Genomic DNA, 23,776 nt, shown 5'->3' with positions numbered 1-23,776 from the left:
GCCGCTGCTCGAGCACTGCATCAAGACCCCGGGCGTGCACGTGATCGACTGCCCGGTCGATTACAGCGAGAACGACCGCATCCTCAACAGCGAGCTGCGCGAGCGTGCGCTGGCGGTGTAAGGCGTAACGGCTTTATTGACATCAACCCGGCCACCATAGATCTCTCACGATCCTGTGGTGGCCGGTTGGTACTAATTAACAACCTCCTCACGCATCTCTTGATTGATCATTCTCATGTTCCCAACTCATTGAGAACACGAGACCATGACCATCGGCTCAACACACAACCATCCTGCTGATCTGGCTATCGTGCCATCCCTGTCCGTAAAGCCGTGGGCTGCGCGTTACCCTAACCCTCCTGATCTTTGCTTGGTGACTTTGGCGGGCTAGGCATGAGTGGCGACGAGTCGGCCATCTTCTATGCAATCGGTATTGGAGATGGTAGCTGGGGAGCGTTTTATGACGTCTGCTGCCTTTACCCGCTGCGTACAGCAATCTTTGGCTTCAGCAGTCACTTGCAGTTGGTGCATGGGCGTGTTGACCAGGACGGTGTGCCTTACGCTGCGCCCCATCTTGAAGCCAGCAGCGTCCCTGACAGTAAAGGATTGATGTTTCAGGGGCCAGCCTATATCGGGCTTGCGGCGATGGACGAAAGCCTCATGTTTTTGGACGCCGGGATGGGCGGTTCCTCGCTGTATGACCACCTGCTGCAACGAGATGATGGGTTACTGACTGACACTTCGGTCTGTTCCCTACAAAAGCTGGAGGATGGTCGCGTACGGGTCGGATACCGTTGGCATTGCAGTGATCCGGTGCAGGGGAACGTCCAATACGAAGACTTCGACAGCGTGATCTTGACCATCCCTTCCTGGCCGATCGAAACCAACATCCGCCTCGACGGTTTCAGCCGTCAGATATTGCCGCAGACGATCATGGATGCCTGGAAGCATGCTCATTGGGAGACAAGCTGCAAGGTCTATGCTCCGCTGAAGAAAAGCTTCCTGGACCGCAACCCAGCTTTTCCGCAAATCCTGGTCACTGACAGTTTCGTTCACGATGTCTATGCCTATCGCTACAACGACCATTACGCTGATGATTGCATCCTGCTCAGTTACACTTGGGAAGACGATGCAACGAAACTGGCCGCGTTCTCAGATGAAGAACTGGGCGACAAGTGCGTGAAGGAACTCGATCGGATCCTCCTTCGCTGCAGCAACGTGGCTGAACCCATATCGCCTTATATCGATACCCGAAACATTCGCATACAGCGTTGGATGACTGATCGAAACGCGCTTGGCTGCGCAAAGTTGTATCGGGCTGGGACCTATTACGATGCAGTGAGCCTGATGAAGTACAACCGTGATCTGAGTGCCAGTTCAGGGTTGTATCTGGCTGGAGAGTCCTTCTCTGTTGACGCCGGCTGGACCGAGCCGTGTTTACGCACGGCGCTTGATGTGGTCATCAACCTGTGCGACAGAACATCGGCATCGTTCAATGGTGGCTTTACCCTGAACCACTACCCACATTATCAAGCTGGGAAATAGCTGCATCCGGGAGTTTTTGTGGGGAATTTCCTACTGGAACACTTCTCTTGTCCTTCGATCCCATAGGAACTCCCCGACTGTCACTCCCCCGCCCAACCCCGCTTTACTGGCGCCCTTCCAAAACAACCATAAAAGGAAGCCGCCATGTCTGAACACTGCACGCCCGTCAGCCCCGTACGTATCGCTGTCATCCAGTACGACCCTCAGGTCGGGCTGGAGCATTGCGATGGCAACCTGAGCAAGGGCCTGGCATTGGCTCGGTGCGCGGCGCGTGAAGGCGCCAACCTGATCGTGCTACCCGAGCTGGCCAACACCGGCTACACCTTCCACACGCGTGCAGAGGCCTATGCCCATGCCGAAACGCTGGAGGAGGGGCGCAGCCTGAAAGCCTGGGCGGATTTCGCCAAGGAGTACCAGGTATATCTGGCGGCGGGTTTTGCCGAACGCGAGGGACTGAAACTTTTCGACAGTGCCGTTCTGTTCGGTCCGCAAGGCTTGCTCGGGCATTACCGCAAGGCCCATCTGTGGAACCAGGAAAAGCTCTGGTTCACCCCTGGCGACCTGGGCTTCCCTGTGTTCGAGACACCGATCGGCCGTATCGGCCTGCTGATCTGCTGGGATATCTGGTTCCCGGAAGTGCCGCGGCTGATGGCTGCGCAAGGCGCCGACATCATCTGCAGCCTGAACAACTGGGTATGGACGCCACCACCACTGTTCGATGAAACAGGGCGCTGCATGGCGTCCTACCTGACCATGACGGCGGCACACACCAACAACGTCTACATCGCTGCCGCCAATCGCATAGGTAGCGAGCGGGGCGGTCGCTTCCTGGGCTGTTCACTGATTGCCGGTACCAATGGCTGGCCCATTGGCGAGGTGGCCAGTGCAGAGGAGGAGGGCATTCTCTACGCCGATGTCGACCTCAGCAGCGCCCGCTCGGCGCCGATCTGGAACAGCCTCAACGACTTGCCGCGAGACAGGCGCACCGACCTTTACGATGCGACGCTTGGCTATCGCCTTCATGCACCTATGCCCCGCTGAGGAGTTGCACATGAAAACGCTACTCTTCCCCAACCGGCAGCATTTGTCGGTGTTGATCCTTGCCTGCCTGCTGGTGCTCCTGGCTGCCAGCCTCGTACAGGGCCAATGGCCGGACTACACGCAACTGGCCGCGACGCTCGATCAGCCGTTAAGCCGCCTGCGCTGGATAGTTGGTGATATCAGCGAAGTGGCCTTCTACAAGCATGAGTTGCCCGCCCTGGGCTTGCTGCTGGGAGCTTGCCTGGCGCACTGGGCCCATGTGCATGGGTATCGCTGGCACGGCTTTGCCATCTGCTACGGCAGCGGATTATGGCCGTGGGTGTTCACCAGTTCGCTGCTGGGCTTGTTGCTCAGTCACGCGTTGTGGGGATGGACCTTGGCCAGTGGCACCTGGCAACCAACCTTCGTTGCTTTCGTATCATTGCCAGCAGCCATGGTGCTGTTTTTTGGTGCGGGTTGGCAGGTGACCATCAGCGGCGCACTGCTGGGAGCGCTGTTGGTAACGCCAGCCAGCCTGTTCATGGTCAATTACCTGTGCTACCCCCTGCAGTTGCCGGTGGTAGTCGGCAACGTAAGCGGCATGGCGCTGGCAAGCGTGGTGGCGTTCATGCTGTGCTGGCGCTTTCCATCATGGGTACGGCCCAGCCAACCGCCCGCCGCACCTGAGCCCGTTGCGGCCCAACCCGATTACGGTGTGGCCTGGACCTTGCGGCGTGTACTGGCCGATTTCAGCGAAGCGCCATTCTTTGGTAATGAACTGGCCAGCCTCGGGCTGCTGTTGGGGGTGTTCCTGGCATACATGCTGGCACCCGCTGCGCCAGTCTACGGTTCGCTGCTGCTGATACCGATGGTTGCCGGGCAGGCGCTGGCATCACTGGTGGGAGTCGTGCTCTGGCGTCGCCAATGGCAAACGCGAGGCTGGTACCCCACTTACATTCCCATCGTCTCTATCGTACCTGCCGCTGTGCTCACCCACGGTGGAGGCTGGCAAGTGGTTGTAGCCAGTGCAGTGCTTGGCGCGCTGGTAGCGCCACCGTTGGCGGTGGCCATCAGTCAGCGCTTGCCGGCCTACATGCATGGTTACATCGGCAATGTAGTGTCGATGGCCATCAGCACACTGGCGATCGTTCCACTGGTCGGGCTGCTTGCTGGAGGTGGCGTATGAAAGCGCATGCAAACCTGCCCAGGTTGTCGATCGCCAGCCTGGGAGGGACGGTGAGCATGCGGGCAAGTGCAAGCGAATGCGGGGTGATACCCAAGCTTGACTGCGCTGAGCAACTGGCCGAGTTGCCACAACTGCGTGAGATGGCCCAGCTTGAAGCTGCCACTCTGGGTCTGCTCCCCAGTGCCTCGCTGGGCCTTGCGGCGATGCTCGAGGTGCTGGCCTGGGCCCGGGGCGAGGTGGCTCGCGGAGCACACGCGGTGATACTGACCCAAGGTACCGACAGCCTCGAGGAAACGGCGTATTTCCTCGATCTGCTCTGGCCGTTCGATGCGCCATTGGTAATGACCGGTGCCATGCGCGCGGCCAGCCAGCCGGGCAACGACGGCCCGGCCAACCTGCTGGCTGCGGCGCAGGTTGCACTGGCGCCGGGCAGCCGTGGACGCGGCGTTCTGGTGCTGATGAATGATCAGGTTCACTGTGCTGCAAGGGTTCGCAAGACGGCAAGCCTCGCGATGGCTGCATTTGAATCACCCGGGTGCGGAGCGCTGGGCGATGTTGTGGAAGGTGCCGTGGTATATCGTCAACCGCCTGGCCCACGGGAGGTGCTGCCGTTACCGCATCGCACCGAGCATCGGGTTGCAATGCTGGAAGCTTGCCTGGACGCAGATACGGCGTTGTTGAAGGCTACAGCGACACTGGGCTACGAGGGGCTGGTCATCGCCGGTTTTGGTGCTGGCCACGTTTCCGGTAGCTGGTCCGAAGTGCTTGGCCATCTCGCGCCCACCTTGCCAGTGATTGTTGCTACCCGCACAGGCAGTGGCCCAACAGCCACGGCCTCTTACGGTTTTGCCGGTGCCGAGATCGATTTGCAGAGCAAGGGGGTACACATGGCGGGGCAGTTGTGTCCGCGCAAGTGTCGCATTCTGCTATGGCTGTTGATCGGAACTGGCAGGCAGCAGCTGCTGCATGGCTGGTTGCCACGTTAAGCAATCTGCCCGCAAAGCTATAAGCGCGGGCAGCCCTTCGGGCGTTGCTGTGCTAGGGTGCACACACTTTTGCTTCCCAGGATGTTCACCCATGCTCCCCGCACTCAGCGAAAAAGAACTCGACCGCCTCGAAGACCTGCTGATCACCTACGGCAATGACTACTCGGTACTCAACCTGGCCGAGCTCAATGGCTTTTTCACTGCACTGGCCAGCTCACCGACCACTGTCACTCCGGAACAGTGGTTGCCCGCGGTGGCTGGTGGCAAGGTGCCGAAATTCAAGAAACCGGCACATGAAGAGGCGTATACGGCATTGATGCTGCGTTATGCCAGCCAGGTGGCGGAGGAGTTGGGCGACGATGTCGACCACTTTGAGCCGCTGTTCGAAGAAAGCGAAGGCGAAGAGGGCAGTGTGATCATCATGGAGGAGTGGTGCTTTGGCTACATGCGCGGCACTCAGGTCGCTGGCTGGGCCGAGCTGCCGCCAGAGCAGGACCGACTGCTCAAGGCCATTTCGCTGCATGGGCTCGAGGACAACTTCGAACTGCTGGACCAGATGAGCGAAGCGGACATCCAGGCTTGTGTGCCACAGGTGATCGAGGCTGCGCGCGGGTTGTTCCGGTATTTCAACAAGCTGCACTGATCTTGCACCTGCCTTTGTAGGAGCGGCCTTGTGTCGCGATAGGGCCGCAAAGCGGCCCCAGGATTTCAGCAGCGATAAACCATAGTCGGGGGCCGCTTTGCGGCCCTATCGCGACACAAGGCCGCTCCTACACAGGGGATACGCAGATCTGGATATTTCCATTGTTTCGCCTTGCGAAATTATGGTTTCCCCGCCACACGGATTCTGCTGCCAGCCGAACCGGTGCAGCATGTGCTCCACCAGCCCACCCCGGTGCTGATCAGGAGCCAAGCCCATGTCGAACCCGATCAAGCTTTACAACTTCCCCAAGTCCGGCCACGCCCATCGCATCGAGCTGATGCTTTCGCTGCTGAACCTGCCCACCGAGCTGGTGTTCGTCGACCTGGCCAAAGGCGCGCACAAGCAGCCGGACTTCCTGGCCCTCAACCCGTTCGGCCAGGTCCCGGTCATCGACGACAACGGCACGGTGGTCGCCGACTCCAACGCCATTCTGGTGTACCTGGCCAAGAAGTACGACAACGGCACCTGGCTCCCCGAGGAACCCGCTGCCGCCGCCCGCGTCCAGCGCTGGCTGTCGGTCGCTGCCGGCCCGTTGGCCTTCGGCCCTGCTGCCGCGCGTCTGGTCACGGTGTTCGGTGCCTCGTTCAACACCGACGAAGTGATTACCCGCGCCCATACCCTGCTGAAGGTGATCGACGCCGAGCTGGCCAAAACGCCCTTCCTGGCCGGTAGCACACCCACCATCGCCGATATCGCCAACTACTCCTACATCGCCCACGCACCGGAGGGCAATGTGTCGCTGGAGCCCTATGCCAACGTACGCAGCTGGCTGGCGCGGATCGAGGCGCTGCCGGGCTTCGTGCCCATGCCACGCACCGTGATCGGCCTGCAGACCAGCGCCTGACATCCCGCCATTGCGAGGAACGCCGCCATGCAACAGAACCCGGATCACCACTCCTCGCCCTGGCATGCGGGGGAGAAGACCCTGCAGGAAAAAGCCGGTGTCGCGGAGCGCATGGAGGCGTTCGGGCAGAAGGTCATTCGTGACTACATGCCCGACCAGCATCGTATTTTCTACCACCAGTTGCCGTTCATGGTCGCCGCCAGCGTGGACGCACTGGGGCGGCCCTGGGCAACGCTGTTGGAAGGGCCGGAAGGTTTCGTCAGCTCGCCGGACCCGCGCCAGCTGACGATCGACACTCAACTGCCAGCAGACGATCCCGCCACCCCGGGGCTGGCTGCCGGGCAGGCGGTCGGCCTGCTGGGGATAGAACTGCACACCCGTCGGCGCAACCGCATCAACGGGCAGATCCACCAGGCCGGCGACGGGCAACTGCAGGTGACTGTGGAGCAGTCGTTCGGCAACTGCCCGCAGTACATCCAGCTGCGTGACTACACCCGTGTCGCGGAACCCGCCCAAGGGCGTGTCGATGCGACGACACTCGAAGCCTCGGCTGTCAGCATGATCCAGGCAGCCGACACCTTCTTTGTCGCCAGCTATGTCGAGCATGACGACGGCCAGCGCTCGGTGGATGTCTCCCACCGTGGCGGGCGGCCCGGGTTCGTCAAGGTCGAAGGCAACCGCCTGACCATTCCCGACTATGCTGGCAACCTGCACTTCAACACCTTGGGCAACCTGCTGGTGAACCCGCAAGCAGGGTTGCTGTTCATCGATTTCAGCAACGGCAACGTGTTGCAGCTATACGGGTATGCCGAGTTGCTGCTGGACAGCCCCGCCATCCAGGCATTCGAAGGTGCCGAGCGCTTGTGGACGCTGGAGGTCGAGCAGGTGGTGTGGCGCCCGGCTGCCGTTTCCCTGCGTTGGGCCTTCAAGGAGTACTCGCCGACCAGCCTGATGACCGGCACCTGGGCCGAGGCCGACATACGCCTGCAGCAAAGCCAGCGGCAGCGCCAATGGCAGGCCTGGCGTGTGCTGCGGGTGGAGCAGGAAAGCCGTGATATCCGCTCGTTCTACCTTGAGCCTCCTGCTGGCAGTGCGATGGCCTTTGCGCCGGGGCAGCATGTTCCGGTGCAAGTCCAGCTCGACGGTGAGGCGGCGCTGATCCGCACCTACAGCCTGTCCAGCGCGCCTTCCGACGGTTACCTGCGCATCAGCGTCAAAGCTCAGGGTCCGGCCTCGCGGCACCTGCATGAGCGCGTCGTGGCAGGCGATATGCTGAACGTGCGCCCGCCAATGGGCAGCTTCACGCTGGACCAGCAGAGCACACGGCCGCTGGTGCTGATTGGCGCGGGTGTGGGTATCACGCCGTTACTGGCCATGCTGCGCGAGCAGTTGAGCAAGGGGCAGGCACGGCGCATTCATCTGTTTCATGGGGCGCGCAGCCTGGCCGACCTGCCGTTCCGTGAGGAGCTTGCAAGCTTGCGGCAACAGGCCGGCGGCCTGCTGCACGTGCACCGCGCCCTGAGCCAGCCGGAAACGCATGCGCTGGCGGGGCGTGATTACGAGTTTGCCGGTCGGCTGGGTATCGAGCAGGTCAAGGCCACGCTGGCGCTGGACGACTACGATTTCTATCTGTGCGGCCCGGGCAGTTTTACCCAGGACCTGTATGAAGGGCTGCGCGGGGTGCATGTGCCGGATGCGCGGATCCATGCCGAAGCCTTTGGCCCGTCGACGCTCCGGCGGCACACCGACGATGACCAGCCCACCCTGCAACAGCCACCCGCTGCCAGCGAGCCGGTACCGGTGTACTTTGCGGCTTCAGCCAAGGAGGCGCGCTGGGCGCCAAGTAGCGGGACGCTGCTGGAGCTGGCCGAGGCTCGCGGATTGTCGCCGGAGTTCAGTTGTCGAGGTGGGTCGTGTGGTACTTGCAAGACCCGCTTGGTCAGTGGTCAGGTACATTACCCGAATCCGCCGGCCGAGCTGCCGGAGGCGGGGTCGGTGTTGATCTGCTGTGCCGTGCCGGCCCGGCCGGAGGAGGGGGCGCAGGCGTTGGTGCTGGATCTGTAAGGTAGTTTGTCCCGGCCCTTTCGCGGGCTCGCCCGCTCCCACAAGTACTTCACTGCCCTCAGAGATGGTGGATAACCTGTGGGAGCGGGCGAGCCCGCGAAAGGGCCGGGGCAGGCGACACAAAACGCTCAGATGAAAGATAATCCCGGCACCTCATAGAGCTCAGGAGCCCGCATGGACCAGATCCACCTGATGAAGGTGTTCGTCGCCGTAGGCGAGCTGGAAAGCTTCGCCGCTGCTGCCCGCCGCCTGGACATCTCTCCAGCTGCGGTTACCCGTGCCGTCAGCGCCCTGGAGGATCAGCTGGGGGTCAAGCTGCTGCTGCGCACCACCCGTAGCGTACGCCTGACCGAAGCCGGGGGCCGCTACCTGGAAGACACCCGGCATATCCTCGCCAGCATCAACGAGGCCAACGAAGCCGCCGCCGGCATCAACGCCACGCCCAAGGGCGACCTGGCCGTCACTGCGCCCATCCTGTTCGGCAAGAAGTTCGTCATGCCGTGCATCGTCCACTACCTGCAGCAGTACCCCGAGGTTGACGTTTCCGCCTACTTCCTCGACCGCATCGTCAACATGGTCGAAGAGGGCATGGACGTAGCCGTTCGTATCGGCCCCTTGCCCGACTCCGGGCTCAAAGCACTGCGGGTGGGCAGGGTCCGGCGCATGCTGTGCGCCTCTCCCGAGTACCTGGCGCGCCATGGCGTGCCGAAGCACCCGTCCGACCTAGCGGAGCATGCGGTGATCGGCACCACCAACCTGTCGCCGCGAGCCGGCTGGCGTTTCGGAGTAACCGATGAGCCGACTTTGGTGCGCATGAAGCCTCGCTTGACGGTGACCAGCAATGACGGGGCAATCGCCGCTGCCAGTGGCGGACTGGGGATTGCCCGCCTGCTGTCGTATCAGGTCGCGGATGAGGTGGCCAGTGGGCAGTTGCAGGTGATCCTTGCCGAATACGAAGAGGCGCCGTGGCCAATCCATATACTGCACCGGGAGAGCAAGTACGGTTCGGCCAAGGTCCGCGCCTTCATTGACATGCTGGCGCAGGAACTGAGGGCTCGGCAGCTGGACTGATTCAACCGAGCAGGGTGAATGTAAAGCAACCTGGGCACTGCTGTTCCAGCCACTCCTTGGCCCGTTCGCTCAGGAAGTACCCACGATAGACATCCCCTTTGAAGAAATCGGCTTGCTCGTCGGCCTTGAGCACCTTGAGATACTGGCCGAGGTCGGCAGGGTCATGCTGCGGGTCCTTGAGCAGGTTGAGCTTGCCCACCACGAATGCCTGCCAGTACTCCGGCATACGCGCGGCAAGCTCAGGGTCATGCGGCAGGGAGTCGATGATCGAGCTCGGCCCGCCTTCCAGATCGAGGTAATCGGTAATGGGCTTGCTGGTGTCCCAGTGCAGCCAGTCGATGTGAACGATATGGGTCTTCTCCAGATGCTCGTAACGCCCGATCCCCTTCAGGCCGCTTTTTTCCAGGGCTTCCTTGACCGGCTGGGTGAGCACCAGCGAACCCGAACGTATGTAGGCGGCCGGGGTGTACGGGCCGGCCCGCTTGATGCTGTCTACATCGGTATCTTCGTCCCAGGCGATCATGCCCTGGAGCAGTACCGCGCCCCAGTCTCCCCAGGGAGTCGGCGCGTTGTCCAAGTGATAGATGTTCATGTCAGCCTCCGCAGCCCTTGCCATTCTTGCCGTAGCGACGCACATGGTTCCTCGTCGCCTTGGGCACATTGTATTGGCGCATCATCACCTTGATCTGCTTTTGCAGGTCCTTCTTGGTGAAGTTCGCGTTGTTGTTGAACCACTTCTTCCAGTCCTCGTTCCAACCTTTGGCGTGAATGTCGGCGTGGAATGCATTCGGAATGCGCGAGATCTGCTGGTCGATGTACCGTTTGGGGTTGCGAATTCCGGCAGCTTTCATCTGGTTACGGAAATCGCGGTCTTCCCGCCACATTTCTTGCGGGATCATGTGGTGGTCACGCATTGACGCCGGACCATGCCTGCTGCGCCAGGCTTCGGTGGTTCGCTTGATACCGCCCTTGGTATAACCGGTCAAGGTCAGCCAACCTAGTGGATCGACCCATGTCACCGGGTTTGGCGCATACCGGTACAGTTGGTGACCACCAGACAGGCCAATCGGGTCAGGCTGGGTAAAGCGGCCTACCTCCGGGTCATAGAACCTGAAGGTGTTGTAATGCAACCCGGTCTCCCGATCCAGGTATTGCCCCTGGAAGCGCAGATTCTGTTCCTGCAGGCAACTGGCCTGGCGGGACTCATCGAGGGTAGAACCCCAGCCCAGATAGCTGGCCTGCCATACCACGCGTCCCTGTTCATCGGTCAGCCACTCCGGGAGCCCCCCGAGGTCATTATGGAAGTGCAGCACCTGCTGGTTCGGCCCGCTGCCGTCGATGCGTGCCAGCGGCTCATAGCCGTCACCCTCGTACAGGTACAGGCTTACCTGGCCATGGCGCTGTTCCTGCAACAGGCGTAATCCGTCCCAGGCAAAGCGCGTCTGGCCGAGCAGCTGCCCGGCACCATCAAGTTCGCTTTTTTCCACCCGCCGCCCGAGCGGATCGTAACGCATGCGTACACTGCGTTCCCGCCCTGCCTGGCGAGTGCGTACCTCTACCAGGCGATGCTCTGCGTCGTAGCTGAAATGCTGTATGCCGCGCCGGCTGCTGCGCTTTTCCACCAGGCGGCCAAAGGCGTCGTAGCGGTAGCGCTTGTCCTGGTACGCCAGCAACCTGTCGTGCAGAACTGGCGCATTGGCCGTGGCATCCAGCAGGTTGCCGGCGGCATCGTAGCGGTAGGTTTCATGATTGCCGTTGGCAATGTCATGACTGCCCATCAGGCGCCCACCAGCATCAAGCTGGATTATCTGGTCATGCTGCACCCGGCCGGCTACCTGCCGCACGCGCCGGTTCAGGTCATCGCGCGGGTCGTATTCGAAGCGCTGCTGGAAAGGTGCGGGTAATTGCACGGGTTGGCTGGCGGGCCTGCATCTGCGGGTGCGCAAACGTCCGTTGCGGTCATACTCCTGGTGTGTGAGCAGCGCGCCCTGGGTACGCTGCACTTCCCGGTGCAGGCGATCGCGTTCGTAGTCGTTGATGACATGTCCGTCCAGGTTGATCTGGTGCAGGTGGCCGCTTCCGTAGTACATGCGGTTGATCCAGCGGCCATCGAACAACTGGGTGCGGCACAGGTTGCCCAACTCATCGTAGCGATGGCGCAGTACGCCGTTGCCGCTGTGCTCCTCGACCAGCTGTCCCAGCGCGTCAAAGCACAATTGCAGGGTTTCGCTGTTGCCGGTAGCATCGGCGAAATGAACCTCGGTAAGGTTGTCGAGCTCATCGTAGCCATAGGTGGTAACGCCATCCGCGGTCGTCTTGGTAATCAGACGACCCAGGGCATCACGTTCCAGGCGGTGGACGATCGGCTCGACCGAGCTGTTACCGGGCGTCGGGGTGTAGGCCACCTGCACCACATTGTGCAACGGGTCGTGACGGTACTCCCTGGCGGTTCCATCGAGAAACTGCTCGCGGACCAGGCGATTGGCAGCATCCCACCGGAAGTAAAAGTACTCGCCGTTTTCGTTGGTCAGCGACAGCAGTCGACCGTAGGGGTCGACCTGGTAGCCAAGCGTGCGTCCTTGCGGGTCGATGGACTGGAGCAGGACACCACGGGCATCGAAGCGGTACGCGGTGATACCACCAGCGGGGTCGATCGCTTGCGTCAGCCTTCCTGCCTCATCGTAGCGATAACCTTCACGGGTACCGTCTGGCCGTGTCACGCCAAGCAGAAGGCCATCGCTGTCGTACTCGAACTCGGTACGTTCGCTCAACGCATCGGTCACTGACAGCAAATGGCCGTTGCGGTCATAACGATAGCGTGTGATGTGGCCGGAGCAGTCGGTTTCCTGCAGCAGCAGGCCCAGGTCGCTCCAGCGCAGGGTTCGCGAATGCCCTGCGGGGTCGATGATCTCGGTCGGCTGGCCACGGTGGTCGTAGCGGTACTGCGTGACGTTACCTTGCGGGTCGGTTTCGCCGATACAGTTGCCGCGCGGATCATAGCGGTACTGCCAGCTGTTGCCGGCCGGGTCCATCGTCGAGCGCGGCAGCGACCAATGCTCCAGCCACTGCGTCGATTCGCTGCGCCCCAGCGGGTCGACGGTCTGGGTCAGGTTGCCCGAGGCATCGTAAAAGTATTGCCAGCGCCCTTCCATCGGATCGACCGCTGCGAGCAACTGACGCTCGTCGTCCCATTCAAACCGCCAGGTCGCGCCGACTGCATCAATGTATTCGGTGATCTGGTACTGGGCATTCCAGCGTCGCGTGCTGACACGTTGCAAGCCATCGGTGATCCGGGTCGTGCGCGCAGGGATGTCGTACTCGAACTGGTACTCATCACCGCCACTGCTCTTGTAATGCACCACCCGCCAGTCGTCTTCGGTCAATGCCCATTCGTAGAAGCAGCGCAGACCAGCAGCGTTCTCATGCTCGACCAGGCGCCGTTGTTCGTCGTAGACAAAGCGGCGGCGCAGCCTGCCCTGGCTGTCGTACACTGCCGCCAGGTCGCCACAGGCGTCGTACTGGTAACTGACCAGCAACTGCAGGTCGCCCTCGGCATGGCGACGTTCCAGGCGGGCGACCCGTTGAGGCCACTGTGGCGCATAGTGCAACTCGACCTGTACAAGGTCGAACGTGTCACGCAGCCGGATCAGGCGCCCGCTTTCGTCATAGTCCAGATAGATGCGGTTGTCGTTGCGGTCACCCATGGCGCTCAGGCGCCAGTGGCCCGGTTTTCCAGGGGAGGGCTGGAACAGGCGGTACAGCCCTTTGTCGATATCCTCGATCAGGATTTCGTCCTGTTGCGAGCGGCGTACGCTCAACCCTTCACCGGCGCTGAACACGGCATCGGCGCGGGCAATGTAGCCCATGTCGATGACCCGAGCCTGTTCATCGGTAAACGACAAGCGCTCGCTGCCATCGGCGTCCAGGTGCAGTTGCACGAACACCTCGTACTCGATGCTCCAACCTGCGCCGAACAGCCCTTCACGGCGCTCGTCGCGGCTGTTGTAGAGCCGTTGCCAGTCCAGGGGCAGCAGCGCCTGCAGGCTGAAATCCAGCTCGTCGGGCCCGCACAGGATCTTTGCCCCGGTAGACGCGTGCACCGGGTTGGGTGAGCCGGACGTTGCCTGAACGATGGCATTGGTAACCTGCCCGGAGACGAAACTGCTCACCCCACCCAGCAGCATGCAGCCGAACTTGCTGTAGAACTTGCCGCCACGCCCGCGTAGCAGCATCAACGCGGTCACTGCCAGGCCGATGCCCGGCGTCTTGCCGCTGCGAATCTCGCGCACCACGATCGGCTCGCCGCCGATGCGCACGTTGTTCGACACCAGGCCGCCATCGACGATCACCGCTTCGCAGGTGCTGCGGTCACCGCTGCGGCAGGCCGGGTGGCCATTGATCAGCACCTTGCTGGACCCCTCGGCCAGGTACTGCGGTGGCATCGGCGGGTGCTTGCTGCAAAGTACCTTGTCGTCCGGTGCCGGCAAGGTATTGGCGGCGGGCGTGGCCACGGTCGGCCGCCACATTTGCGAGAAAAAGCCCTTGGCCATGTCGAGGAAGGTTTCTTCCTTCGCCTCGCCAGCCTCGGCCCCGGCCTGCGCCAACGGTGCCGGCGGGCCGGTGACGACGCCGGCAGCACGTGCCGCGCGCTTGCCGTTGGTGCGAGTGTTCGACGAGCCACTGATGATGTTGGCCTGCACCGACGGCGGGAACAGGAAATTGCCTATGCCCTCGCATAATCGGCTAAGGCCTGTATCGGCGCCGGTCTTGGCCATGACCACACCGACCACCAGGCCGACCACCGCGCCCAGCACGAAGCAGCCCAGGCCGCCAGTGGCCACGGTCAGGCCGAATGCCGCCGCCACTGCGGCAGTGGCCAGGGCGCCGATGGCCACCGTGGCGGCGATTTCCAGCACACCCCCGACGATGTCGGCCAGCATCGAGGTGTGCATCAGCGCGTCGCCTTCGCGGGCGGCCCACAGAGCGTCGGACATGGTGCGCGATCAGCCCAGGTTGTCGAAGTCGAGCGACTGCTTGATGCTTGCCCAGTGCGCCGCTTCGGCCGCGCCCAGCGGGCTGGCCTTGACGTAGCTCAGGGCAAACATCTTGCGCGTGCCGGGCAGCACAAGGGCCAGCTGGTACTGATAGACCTTCTCCTGGCCCTTGCTGAACTGGCTGCTCAGCTCGATGGCGGCGATCGCCTGCCCGGCGCCTACCTGCACAGCCTGGGCGGGCTGCATGCGCAGGTCCTTGACCTGCTGCTGCAGGCGCTGCAACTGGCCATCGAAATTGCTCTGCAAGGTCTCGCCTTCGGCCAGCAGGCTGCGGCTGATGATCAGCGAGGTGGCCAGCGCCTCGAAGCGCAGGATGTTGATACTGCTGTCCTGCACGGCGGCATCGGGCAGGGCCAGGCGGAATTCGTTGACGCGATAACTCATGAAAGGTCTCGTTACTGGTCGGAGCCGGAGAAGATCGCCTTCACCGAGTCGTCGATGGTCTTTTTCACACCCTGGTTGTCGGGCGCGGTCTGCGCACCACTGCCGACGTTCAGGTCGAGGGTGCCGTCGGTATTGATCTCGCCGTTCTGCCTGGCATGGAAGCTGAACTGCTCGCAGCTGATATTGATCTGGCCGCTGGCGTTGAGCTCGATCACGCTCTTGCCGCACACCAGGCGCAGGTTTTCGCCCACTTCGATCAGGTAGCTGGTGCTGACGCTATCGGTCTTGCTGGCGCCGACCAGCAACATGTCGTCACGGCGCACGGCGCGGATGCGGTCCTGGCCGATAGTGATGGTTTCCAGCATGCCCACCGTCTGGGTACGGTTGATGCCGACCGCCAGCGTCTCGCTCTGCTCGACCACGGTGTCCATGTTGCGCTCGGCATGCACGTAGATCTGCTCGGCGCCCTTTTTGTCTTCCATGCGGATTTCATTGAAATTGGCCGGGCTGCCGCCTTTGCTCGAGCGGCTCTTCATGCCGCTTTGCGTAGCATTGGCGGGCAAGTCGTAGGGCACGCTCTGTTCGGCGTTGTAGACGCGGCCAGTGATGATGGGCCGGTCGGGGTCGCCTTCGAGGAAGCTGACGATCACCTCCTGGCCGATGCGCGGGATCTGCATCGAGCCCCAGTTCTTGCCGGCCCAGGCCTGCGATACGCGGATCCAGCAGGAGCTGTTCTCGTTGGACTGGTCGTGGCGGTCCCAGTGGAAGTGCACCTTCACCCGGCCATATTGGTCGGTCCAGATCTCCTCGCCAGCGGGCCCGACCACCACGGCGGTTTGCGGGCCCTTGACGATCGGCCGCACGGTGCTGCCCTGCGGGCGGAAGCTCTGCTGTGCGTCGATGCAGCTGAGGTTGCTTTCGAATTGCGCTGCGCTGCTGCCGGTGCCGCTTTCCAGGCGCTCCTGATGCACGTAGTAGCGGGCGCCGACGATCAGGTACTCGCGGTTCTGGTCCTGGCGGGTGAAACCGCTGAGGCTGAACAGGTGGCCACTGCCCAGGCCGCGGGCGTTGCCGCGCAGCTCGACCCGCTCGTGCTGGCTCTGCAGCGACTCCAGGCGAGTGCGCGCATAGTGTTCGCCATCCTGGCTTTGCTGGTAGGCGCCGGGGTAGTCGTACAGCGGGTAGTCACCGGCCTGGTGCGGGCGTGGCATGGCCGAGCGCACGTCGATGCGCGCGCTGGGGCGCTGGAAGTCGTAGTCGTTGAGCTCCAGGGAACCTGGCTGGACTTCCTGGGCCAGGTGCCAGTCGTTGATGTGGTCACGCTCGCGGTGCTGCCCGTCCGGCGGGTAGAAGGGTACGCTTTCGTAGCCAGGCACCTGCGGGTGCGCGCCATAGGCGTCGGCCAGCACCAGCACGTGGCGCTGCGCTTCGTGGCGGAAGAAGTAGTAGATGCCTTCCTCTTCCATCAACCGGCTGACGAAGTCGAAGCTGGTCTCGCGGTACTGCACGCAGTATTCGCGTTCGCGGTAGCTGCGGCTCAGGGCATCCTCGAAGTCGGAAAAGCCCAGGTCGCGAAACACCTGCTTGATGATCTGTGGCGCGCTCAGGTGCTGGAAGATACGGCAGTCGCTGGTGCGAGTCAGCAGCCACAGCCACGGGCGCAGGGTGACCCGGTAGCTGGCGAACTGGCCCTGGTCCACCGACTGGCTGCAGCGGGCGACGATGCCATGGAAGTAACGTGACGTGCCGAGGCCCTGCTGCACGCTCAGGCTCATCGGCTTGCCCAGCAGGGCATTGAGGTCGATGGCCGGGTCGTCGCTGGTCAGCTGCAGCTCATAGTCGAACAGGCGGCCGAGCTCGTCGCTGCCACCCATTTCGGCCAGGATCAGCTTGTCCGGCCCCAACGGGCTGTTGATCTGCGCCAGGCGCGTGAACTGCGTGAACAGCATGGTCCGTCCTGTCAGTCGGCTGCGCCGAAGTCATAATGCAAGTCGTTGTCGCGGCGGCTGATGCGCACGCTCGCCAGCGGCTTGCCTTCGAGCATGCGGGTGAGGAACTCGCGGCTCATGTCCGGCAGCAGGCCGTTGGTGAGGATGGCGTCGATCATGCGGCCACCGCTTTCGGTTTCGGTACAGCGCGAGACGATCAGCTCCACCACCCCTTCGTCGTAGGCGAAGCCGACCTTGTGCGTGCCTTCCACGCGCTTGCGGATGCGCTCCAGTTGCAGGCGGGTGATGGCCTTGAGCATGGCGTCGCTGAGCGGGTAGTAGGGGATGGTCACCAGGCGGCCGAGCAGCGCCGGCGGGAAGATTTCCAGCAGCGGCTTGCGCAGCTGGCTGGCCACCGCGTCCGGGTCGGGCAGGGCCTGTGGGTCGCTGCAAGTGCGCGCAATGAGCTCGGTACCGGCGTTGGTGGTGAGCAGAATCAGCGTGTTGCGGAAATCGATCTGGCGGCCTTCGCCGTCCTCCATCACGCCCTTGTCGAACACCTGGAAGAAGATCTCGTGCACGTCCGGGTGGGCCTTTTCCACCTCATCCAACAGCACCACGCTGTACGGCCGGCGGCGCACGGCCTCGGTCAGCACGCCGCCTTCACCGTAGCCGACGTAGCCAGGTGGGGCGCCCTTGAGGGTCGAGACGGTATGGGCCTCCTGGAACTCGCTCATGTTGATGGTGATCAGGTTCTGTTCACCGCCGTACAGCGCCTCGGCCAGGGCCAGTGCGGTCTCGGTCTTGCCCACGCCAGAGGTGCCAGCAAGCATGAACACGCCAATCGGCTTGTTCGGGTTGTCGAGGCCGGCGCGGGAGGTCTGGATGCGCTTGGCGATCATTTCAAGCGCGTGGTCCTGGCCAATGATCCGCCTGGCCAGCAGGCTGTCGAGGTTGAGCACGGTCTCGATCTCGTTGCGCGCCATGCGTCCCACCGGAATCCCGGTCCAGTCGGCCACCACCGAGGCGACTGCCTGGTAATCCACGGTCGGCAGGATCAACGGGCTCTCGCCTTGCAGGGCGCTCAGGCGCCGTTGCAGGTCGGCCAGCGTTTCGCGCAGTTCAGGGTTGCCTGGCACCTGCGCGTCCTGGTCGACCACCCCGGCCTGGTCGCGCAGCTGGGCGCGGGTGGCCAGCAATTGGTCGACCAGGGCCTTTTCTTCGGCCCAGCGGCTTTCCAGCGTGGCCAGGCGTTGGCGCTCTTCGGCCAGCAGGGTGTCGACCTGGGCCTGGCGCTGCCCGGTAGGCACACCGATGGCGGCTTCACGGGCGATGATCGCCCGCTCTACCTCCAGCGCCTCGATACGCCGGCGGCTGTCGTCGACCTCGGCCGGTACCGCGTGCAGGCTGATGGCCACGCGCGCGCAGGCGGTATCGAGCAGGCTCACCGATTTGTCCGGCAGCTGGCGCGCCGGGATGTAGCGGTGGGACAGCTTGACCGCGGCTTCGAGTGCTTCGTCGAGGATCTGCACCTGGTGGTGCTGCTCCATGGTCGATGCCACCCCACGCATCATCAGCAGCGCCTTGGCTTCGCTCGGCTCGTCCACCTGCACCACCTGGAAGCGGCGGGTCAGGGCCGGGTCCTTCTCGATGTGCTTCTTGTACTCGGCCCAGGTGGTAGCCGCCACCGTGCGCAGGCTGCCACGGGCCAGTGCCGGCTTGAGCAGGTTGGCCGCATCGCCGGTGCCGGCGGCGCCACCGGCACCGACCAGGGTATGGGCTTCATCGATGAACAGGATGATCGGTTTGGGCGAGGCCTGCACATCCTCGATCACCTGGCGCAGGCGCTGTTCGAACTCGCCTTTCATGCTGGCGCCGGCCTGCAGCAGGCCGACGTCCAGGCTGCGCAGCTCGACGTCCTTGAGCGCCGGCGGCACGTCGCCAGCGACGATGCGCAAGGCGAACCCTTCGACCACGGCGGTCTTGCCGACACCGGCTTCACCGGTAAGGATCGGGTTGTTTTGCCGGCGTCGCATGAGGATATCGACCAGCTGGCGGATCTCTTCGTCACGGCCGACGATAGGGTCGAGCTTGCCGCTTCGGGCCTGTTCGGTAAGGTCGACGGTAAAGCGCTTGAGCGCCTCCTGCTTGCCCATCGCCGCAGGCGCCACGGCGCCGCTGGCCTCGCCAGGCTGCGCAGCGCTGAAGCCGTCGGTGGCGGCCAAGTGGTTTTCCGGTGAGTCTCCCACGTACTCGTCGAAGCGTTCGCTCAACGCCTCGACCTTCAGCTTGGCGAACTCGTTCGACAGCCCCAGCAGGGCATGGCGCAGGCCAGGTGTCTTGAGGATGCCGACCAGCAGGTAGCCGCTGCGCACCTGGCTCTCGCCGAACATCAGGCTGCCATATACCCAGCCGCGCTCGACGGCTTCTTCCACCTGCGAGGAAAGGTCGGTGATCGAGGTCGAACCGCGTGGCAGCCGGTCCAGTGCATCGGTCAGGTCGCGGGCCAGGCGCGCCGGCTCGATATCGAACTGGCGCACGATACGGTGCAGGTCGCTGTCCTGCAGTTGCAGCAACTGGTGCAGCCAGTGCACCAGTTCGACATAGGGGTTGCCCCGCAGCTTGCAGAACACCGTTGCGGCCTCGATGGCCTTGTAGGCGACGCTGTTGAGTTTGCCGAACAGCGCGGCGCGGCTGATTTCACCCATGGTCCTGGTTCCTTGTATGGTGGGCGGCGGCCGGCTGGTCGGCGTAGTACCGGGCCAGCTTCAGGTCGCGTGCATCGTGCGGAGGGCGGCCGAGCCAGGTATCGAAGCCCAGGCGTAGGCCGGCATTGAGTTGCAGTGCAGGCACCTGGTCCTGCGCGAGGATCAGGTTGAGGTCCCAGTCCAGTTCCTGGCCCAGGTATTCGGCGACCCATGCCGCCAGTTCGACGAAGGCCTGTCCGCCGGGCAGCAGGGCGTGGTACTGGTCGAGGCTGAGCGGGCCGAGGCACAGCCGGAACTTGTGCTGGCGGTCCCAGGCGTAGCGGCCCAGGCACAGGTCCACGCCCAGGCGGTTGGCGCGCACGCCGAGCTGGCTGCGTTCGGGCAGCTCAAGCCACTGGCCGACGTACTCTTCCAGCGTTACAGGCACGCCGAAATACCCGCTGAGGATGCTGCACAGGCCGTCCGGGTAGCGCGTTTGCGCGCTCAGGTGGCCGGACCAGTGCAGTTTGGCGGTGTCGGCCAGCGCGCCCTGGCCTTGCAGTTCGGGTTGGCCACGGCCACTGAGCGCCGCCAGGCGCGCGGCCCAGTAGTCATCACCCGGGCGATCGTGGCTGACGGTCGGTCGGGCTTCGGCCCAGGCACGGTAGAACAGGCTCAGCAGGCGGTGATGGAAGACGTCGAGGAACGCCTTGCTGGTCGAATCGGCATGGTTGCGCTGGCGCTCGCGCATGTATTCGGTCAGGTGCAGTGGCAGGGGCCCGTTGGGGCCTCCGAGGCCGAAGAAAAACTGCTCCAGGCGCGCCGGCTGGTTGCCGTCGGCGCTGACCGAGGCCAGGGTCGACGGGGCGAACCCGCAGTCCAGGCGCTGGCCCAGGCGCACAGGCTCGTCGGCCAGGCGCAGGGAATGACCGAAGCGTGGCAGCTCGGGGTATTGCGCTTCGAGGCGGCGCAGCGCCTGGAAGAAGTCGTACGCCCAGGGCTCGTCCTGCATGGCCTGCAAGGTGTTCATAAGGTTGGCCTGCGCCCCGGTTTGGCCGACCAGCGCATGATCTCGCCGCGTTCGCTGGTGCGCAGTACCGTTTCGGTGAAGCTGTTGATCGACACGTAGCGGGTCAGGAAACGCTCGAACACCGCGCCGAGCAGGAACACGCCGGTCCCGCGGAAGGCGTTTTCGTCGAAGGTCAGGGTGATTTCCAGGCCACGCCCGAAAACGATCGGCCCGGGCATCGGCAGGCGTCGGGTGCAGGGCTTGCTGCTGACGTCGCGCAGGCCGTCGATCTGCAGGTTCAGGGCGCTGTCCTGCGGGTCGCCATACAGGCGCAGCAGTTCGCGCAGGGCGGCGGCGCCCTGGCCGCGCTCGGCCAGAGACAGGTAGTTCAGCGACAGCTGGCTGATCAGGCGCCAGGCGCGGTTGTCGTGGGCATGGCTGGCCTTGGGCCGGCTCGGGCCGGCCAGGCAACGCACGCCGGCAACCGGTGCGCTGTCGGCCAGGCTGAAGTCGCTGCGCCCGTCGCCAACACTCATGAACAGTGGCAGGTCGCGGTTGCTGCACAGGGCGCTGATACCCAGCTGGCGCAGGTCGTGGCGGTAGGGTGCCTGCTGGCCGTCGACCAGGCTGATGAACGTTTCGCTGCCCATGTAGCTGGAGCGGGTGCCATTGCGTCGCTGTTCGCTGGACAGCACCCGCGGCTCCCGGCGCACGATGTAGTAGGCCTGGTCGCGGCCGTAGCGCGACGGGTCGCGCACCGCGTAGAACGGCAGGAATTCCTGATCCGGCCCGGTGCCGTGGCCGGTGACCCGCTGCAGGGAATGGATCTCGAAATCGGTGGGCCGGGTGCGGTCGGCGATCACGTGGTGCTCATGCACTCGATCGGAAAGGTGCAGGCGGTCGACACGGCGCGGGAACAGGTTGATCGCCGGAGTGCAGAACGGCACGAACTGGCTCGCGCCGACGCTGCTCTCCAGGCTCTGGTCGAAGCGTTCGAACAATACCAGCACTTCCAGCGTCTGGCCGGTGCAGCGCTGTACTGCCTGTTCCAGCCCGGCAAAATCGACGAACAGGAAGCGCTGCGGCAGGGCGAAGTACTCCTGCAGCAGGCGGTAGCCCTGGAAGGCCTGGGGCACCACCGGCAACGCCGCTTCACGGTCATCGAAGCCACACGGGCGCAGGGCCTGTTCGACCGGAATACGTTCCACCCAATCGGCACCGGGTTGGCGCACGAACACCGCACAGGCGCTGCCCAGCAGTTGCTCGTAGAGGCGGAACGGGGTTTCGTCAGCGCCGTTGAGGTACAGCGGCAGATGGCTGAGCGGCAAGCTGGCGAACGGCACCTCGGCGCCACTGCGCAGGGTCAGGCGCAGGCCGGCGCGGGCTTGTGGCACGCTGCTGGCCAGGCGCCCGAGCACCGCGCCGGGGTTGCCGAAGTACTCGGCGCGGGCTACCTGCAAGGGCCAGAGGGTGACGTCCTGGGTGCTGCGGAACTCGCACGGGGTTTGCGAGTTGCGCCCCAGGTTGGCGCGCAGCACGCTGTCACGCGGCAGGCGGAACCCGGCGGCCAGTGAACCCTCGTCGGGGTCGGTCTGCAGTTGCACCACGGTCATCGACGGGGTCGGCGCCAGGTAGTGCGGGTAGGCGATCTCCAGCAGGTTATGGGTGAAGGTCGGGTACTCGGCATCCAGCTTCAGTTGCACCCGCGCGGTGAGGTAGGCGAAGCCTTCGAGCAGGCGCTCGACATAGGGGTCGGCACACTCGATCCCGGACAGCGTCAGGCGCCCGGCGATCTTCGGGTATTCCCGGGCGAACTCCGCCGCACTTTCGCGGATGTGCTGCAGCTCCTGGTTGTACAGCTCGAGCAGGCGCGGGTTCATGCACGCCTCCGGCGTTCGGCAGGGGCCACGCGCACATGGCCGGACTCAAGGTCCACCTCGGTCTGTAGCAGCAACGGCAAGGCCGCTGGCTGGGCCCACAGGTCGCCTTCGATTTCGAAACTCAGGGCGTTGGCATTCATCTCGCCGGGTGCGGCCTGGGCACGCACCTTCAGGGTATGGGCGAGGATGCGCGGCTCGTAGGTGGCGATGGCCTGGTGGATGATGCGCTCCAGGGCGGCCAGGTCGATGTTCGAGGCGCTGTTGCCGGCCAGGGCTGGCAGGCCGTAGTTGATCACCGAAGCCCCGGCCGGGGTGCCCAGGGTCGCGGCGCTGTCGAGCAGCGAAGTGGTGTTGAGCAACCAGGCGAGGTCGCGCAGTACCGAGGCCTTGAGCTGGTGCAGGCTGAGCACGCGCTTGTCCGGCGCTTCCTGCGGGTTGCCTGGGTCGTCGTCGGTCAGGCGGTCCAGCAGCGAGGGCTGCAGACGGTCGCGGGCGGCGATTTCGGCTACCACTCGAACAGCCCCACGAAGTTTTTCTGGTCTACAGGGCCGTTCGAGCAGCTGGCGCCACGTGCCAGGATGGAAGGCTCCAGGCGCTCGCCCAGCTGGCGAACAGCCTGGTACTGGCTTTCGCAGCGGCCGGGTTGTGACGGGTCTGGCTGCACATGGCTGACAATGATGATCTGCGCGCCATTGAACTGCTCCACGCGAGGCTTGCCGCCATCTCGCTCCGGGCTGAGCTGGCAAGGCCAGGGCATCTCCAGCTGCAACAGCGAGGCATCGGCCTTGCGCAGCGCGCAGCGGCCTTCGTGGTTCACCAGCACGAGTTTTTTCCCGGCAAGGCTGACCTCGGGCGCCGCGTTCGACGAGGGAGCGGGGGGCTGTGCACAGGCATTCAGGGCGAACGCGACCAGCAGGGCCGGCATGGCTTTGGGCGCACGTTTCATTTCAGCTCCCAGAACCAGACGGCCTTGGAACGATGGGCCTGGTCGGCGAAATAGCCCGTGACCCGGCCTCTGTCCCACAAATCGATGTGATCGCCGGTACGGTTTTCGAATGCCTGCCCGGCACGGGCGAAGCAGTCCTTGAAGAAGATGATGCCGCGCTTTTCGCCGAGCTTGAGGCGGTCGCTTGCGCTGCCGCTCAGTTGCAGCGGGGCGCCAAGATGGTGCTTCCACAGCCAGTTGGCCAGCGATTCGGCACCCCGGGCATGGCCATGGGCACAACGTGGTTCGCTGTAGGTACCGGCGTTCACCTTGATGGTGTGCTCGCCGTTGAGCGCAATACTCATGCGGATGGCGCACTGGTTGTCCCAGCCGCCGTCGCAAGGCGAGGAGTCGGTCGGGTAGGCATTCCAGAGGTTGATGAAAGAAGGCTTGGCCATGGAGTTCACCGTGAGCGGGTGAGGTGGGGGAA

The 23,776-nt window shown here is 63.7% G+C and carries 18 protein-coding genes and 1 pseudogene; 9 read left to right on the top strand and 10 right to left on the bottom strand.

Annotated features, from left to right (window positions below; genetic code table 11):
• The 9 genes and pseudogenes from CAG22_RS28820 to CAG22_RS25095 form a co-directional block, all read left to right on the top strand.
• On the top strand, positions 1-121 hold a 121-nt coding region (locus CAG22_RS28820), incomplete at its 5' end, for a hypothetical protein (protein WP_243434162.1).
• A 251-nt stretch (positions 122-372) separates the two neighbouring features.
• Positions 373-1,545: pseudogene (locus CAG22_RS25130) on the top strand (FAD-dependent oxidoreductase); the annotation flags it as partial.
• A gap of 144 nt (positions 1,546-1,689) precedes the next feature.
• Positions 1,690-2,586, top strand: coding sequence for a nitrilase family protein (locus CAG22_RS25125; RefSeq protein ID WP_085590781.1), 897 nt, complete (start codon positions 1,690-1,692; stop codon positions 2,584-2,586).
• Positions 2,587-2,596: 10 nt separating this feature from the next.
• The gene (locus CAG22_RS25120; RefSeq protein ID WP_085706388.1) at positions 2,597-3,751 is read left to right on the top strand and encodes a hypothetical protein; all 1,155 of its coding nucleotides are present in this window, start codon (positions 2,597-2,599) and stop codon (positions 3,749-3,751) included.
• Entirely contained in the window at positions 3,748-4,737 is a 990-nt protein-coding gene (locus CAG22_RS25115) for an asparaginase (RefSeq protein ID WP_085706387.1), read from the top strand. Before CAG22_RS25120 ends, CAG22_RS25115 begins: the two co-directional genes overlap by 4 nt.
• 91 nt (positions 4,738-4,828) lie before the next feature.
• Entirely contained in the window at positions 4,829-5,380 is a 552-nt protein-coding gene (locus tag CAG22_RS25110) for a UPF0149 family protein (RefSeq protein WP_085590774.1), read from the top strand.
• Positions 5,381-5,654: 274 nt separating this feature from the next.
• Positions 5,655-6,284 (top strand): glutathione S-transferase family protein, encoded by a 630-nt coding sequence (locus CAG22_RS25105; protein WP_085706386.1) that lies wholly within the window; start codon positions 5,655-5,657, stop codon positions 6,282-6,284.
• 27 nt (positions 6,285-6,311) lie between these two features.
• Positions 6,312-8,348, top strand: a complete 2,037-nt coding sequence (locus tag CAG22_RS25100; RefSeq protein WP_085706385.1) for a pyridoxamine 5'-phosphate oxidase family protein — start codon at positions 6,312-6,314, stop codon at positions 8,346-8,348.
• A gap of 174 nt (positions 8,349-8,522) precedes the next feature.
• Positions 8,523-9,419, top strand: a complete 897-nt coding sequence (locus CAG22_RS25095) for a LysR family transcriptional regulator (protein ID WP_025340328.1) — start codon at positions 8,523-8,525, stop codon at positions 9,417-9,419.
• Position 9,420: 1 nt separating this feature from the next.
• Here the strand turns inward: CAG22_RS25095 and CAG22_RS25090 are convergent, their stop codons facing one another.
• From CAG22_RS25090 to CAG22_RS25045, 10 genes are read right to left on the bottom strand one after another with little or no spacing between them, the layout of a single operon-like run.
• A complete protein-coding gene (locus CAG22_RS25090) occupies positions 9,421-10,011 on the bottom strand; it encodes a hypothetical protein (protein ID WP_170929336.1) in 591 nt (196 codons plus the stop codon).
• Position 10,012: 1 nt separating this feature from the next.
• Entirely contained in the window at positions 10,013-14,413 is a 4,401-nt protein-coding gene (locus tag CAG22_RS25085; protein ID WP_085706384.1) for an RHS repeat-associated core domain-containing protein, read from the bottom strand.
• 9 nt (positions 14,414-14,422) lie between these two features.
• On the bottom strand, positions 14,423-14,857 hold the full coding sequence (locus tag CAG22_RS25080; RefSeq protein WP_085706383.1) for a DcrB-related protein: 435 nt from the start codon (positions 14,855-14,857) through the stop codon (positions 14,423-14,425).
• An 11-nt stretch (positions 14,858-14,868) separates the two neighbouring features.
• Complete coding sequence (locus tag CAG22_RS25075) at positions 14,869-16,806, bottom strand: type VI secretion system tip protein VgrG (protein ID WP_025340323.1); 1,938 nt, start codon at positions 16,804-16,806, stop codon at positions 14,869-14,871.
• Positions 16,807-16,817: 11 nt separating this feature from the next.
• On the bottom strand, positions 16,818-19,493 hold the full coding sequence (gene tssH, locus CAG22_RS25070; protein WP_085706382.1) for a type VI secretion system ATPase TssH: 2,676 nt from the start codon (positions 19,491-19,493) through the stop codon (positions 16,818-16,820).
• The gene (tssG, locus tag CAG22_RS25065; RefSeq protein WP_085706381.1) at positions 19,486-20,502 is read right to left on the bottom strand and encodes a type VI secretion system baseplate subunit TssG; all 1,017 of its coding nucleotides are present in this window, start codon (positions 20,500-20,502) and stop codon (positions 19,486-19,488) included. Before tssG ends, tssH begins: the two co-directional genes overlap by 8 nt.
• Complete coding sequence (tssF, locus tag CAG22_RS25060) at positions 20,499-22,361, bottom strand: type VI secretion system baseplate subunit TssF (protein ID WP_085706380.1); 1,863 nt, start codon at positions 22,359-22,361, stop codon at positions 20,499-20,501. Before tssF ends, tssG begins: the two co-directional genes overlap by 4 nt.
• A complete protein-coding gene (gene tssE / locus CAG22_RS25055) occupies positions 22,358-22,873 on the bottom strand; it encodes a type VI secretion system baseplate subunit TssE (RefSeq protein ID WP_025340319.1) in 516 nt (171 codons plus the stop codon). Before tssE ends, tssF begins: the two co-directional genes overlap by 4 nt.
• Positions 22,867-23,307: a hypothetical protein gene (locus CAG22_RS28600; protein WP_075046098.1), complete on the bottom strand. Its 441-nt coding sequence runs from the start codon at positions 23,305-23,307 to the stop codon at positions 22,867-22,869. Before CAG22_RS28600 ends, tssE begins: the two co-directional genes overlap by 7 nt.
• Positions 23,304-23,744: a type VI secretion system amidase effector protein Tae4 gene (locus tag CAG22_RS25045; RefSeq protein ID WP_025340317.1), complete on the bottom strand. Its 441-nt coding sequence runs from the start codon at positions 23,742-23,744 to the stop codon at positions 23,304-23,306. The genes CAG22_RS28600 and CAG22_RS25045 overlap by 4 nt, the downstream gene beginning before the upstream one ends.
• Positions 23,745-23,776 lie beyond the last annotated feature (32 nt).

The organism is Pseudomonas sp. B8(2017) (genome assembly GCF_002113575.1).
GTDB lineage: Bacteria > Pseudomonadota > Gammaproteobacteria > Pseudomonadales > Pseudomonadaceae > Aquipseudomonas > Aquipseudomonas putida_Z.
This window is presented reverse-complemented; position numbering and strand designations above follow the sequence as displayed.

Bases quoted from the DNA above. Each gene is read 5' to 3' on its own strand.
- CAG22_RS25125 (WP_085590781.1), top strand. From the start codon at position 1,690: ATGTCTGAACACTGCACGCCCGTCAGCCCCGTACGTATCGCTGTCATC.
- CAG22_RS25120 (WP_085706388.1), top strand. From the start codon at position 2,597: ATGAAAACGCTACTCTTCCCCAACCGGCAGCATTTGTCGGTGTTGATC.
- CAG22_RS25115 (WP_085706387.1), top strand. From the start codon at position 3,748: ATGAAAGCGCATGCAAACCTGCCCAGGTTGTCGATCGCCAGCCTGGGA.
- CAG22_RS25110 (WP_085590774.1), top strand. From the start codon at position 4,829: ATGCTCCCCGCACTCAGCGAAAAAGAACTCGACCGCCTCGAAGACCTG.
- CAG22_RS25105 (WP_085706386.1), top strand. From the start codon at position 5,655: ATGTCGAACCCGATCAAGCTTTACAACTTCCCCAAGTCCGGCCACGCC.
- CAG22_RS25100 (WP_085706385.1), top strand. From the start codon at position 6,312: ATGCAACAGAACCCGGATCACCACTCCTCGCCCTGGCATGCGGGGGAG.
- CAG22_RS25095 (WP_025340328.1), top strand. From the start codon at position 8,523: ATGGACCAGATCCACCTGATGAAGGTGTTCGTCGCCGTAGGCGAGCTG.
- CAG22_RS25090 (WP_170929336.1), bottom strand. From the start codon at position 10,011: ATGAACATCTATCACTTGGACAACGCGCCGACTCCCTGGGGAGACTGG.
- CAG22_RS25085 (WP_085706384.1), bottom strand. From the start codon at position 14,413: ATGTCCGACGCTCTGTGGGCCGCCCGCGAAGGCGACGCGCTGATGCAC.
- CAG22_RS25080 (WP_085706383.1), bottom strand. From the start codon at position 14,857: ATGAGTTATCGCGTCAACGAATTCCGCCTGGCCCTGCCCGATGCCGCC.
- CAG22_RS25075 (WP_025340323.1), bottom strand. From the start codon at position 16,806: ATGCTGTTCACGCAGTTCACGCGCCTGGCGCAGATCAACAGCCCGTTG.
- tssH (WP_085706382.1), bottom strand. From the start codon at position 19,493: ATGGGTGAAATCAGCCGCGCCGCGCTGTTCGGCAAACTCAACAGCGTC.
- tssG (WP_085706381.1), bottom strand. From the start codon at position 20,502: ATGAACACCTTGCAGGCCATGCAGGACGAGCCCTGGGCGTACGACTTC.
- tssF (WP_085706380.1), bottom strand. From the start codon at position 22,361: ATGAACCCGCGCCTGCTCGAGCTGTACAACCAGGAGCTGCAGCACATC.
- CAG22_RS28600 (WP_075046098.1), bottom strand. From the start codon at position 23,307: ATGAAACGTGCGCCCAAAGCCATGCCGGCCCTGCTGGTCGCGTTCGCC.
- CAG22_RS25045 (WP_025340317.1), bottom strand. From the start codon at position 23,744: ATGGCCAAGCCTTCTTTCATCAACCTCTGGAATGCCTACCCGACCGAC.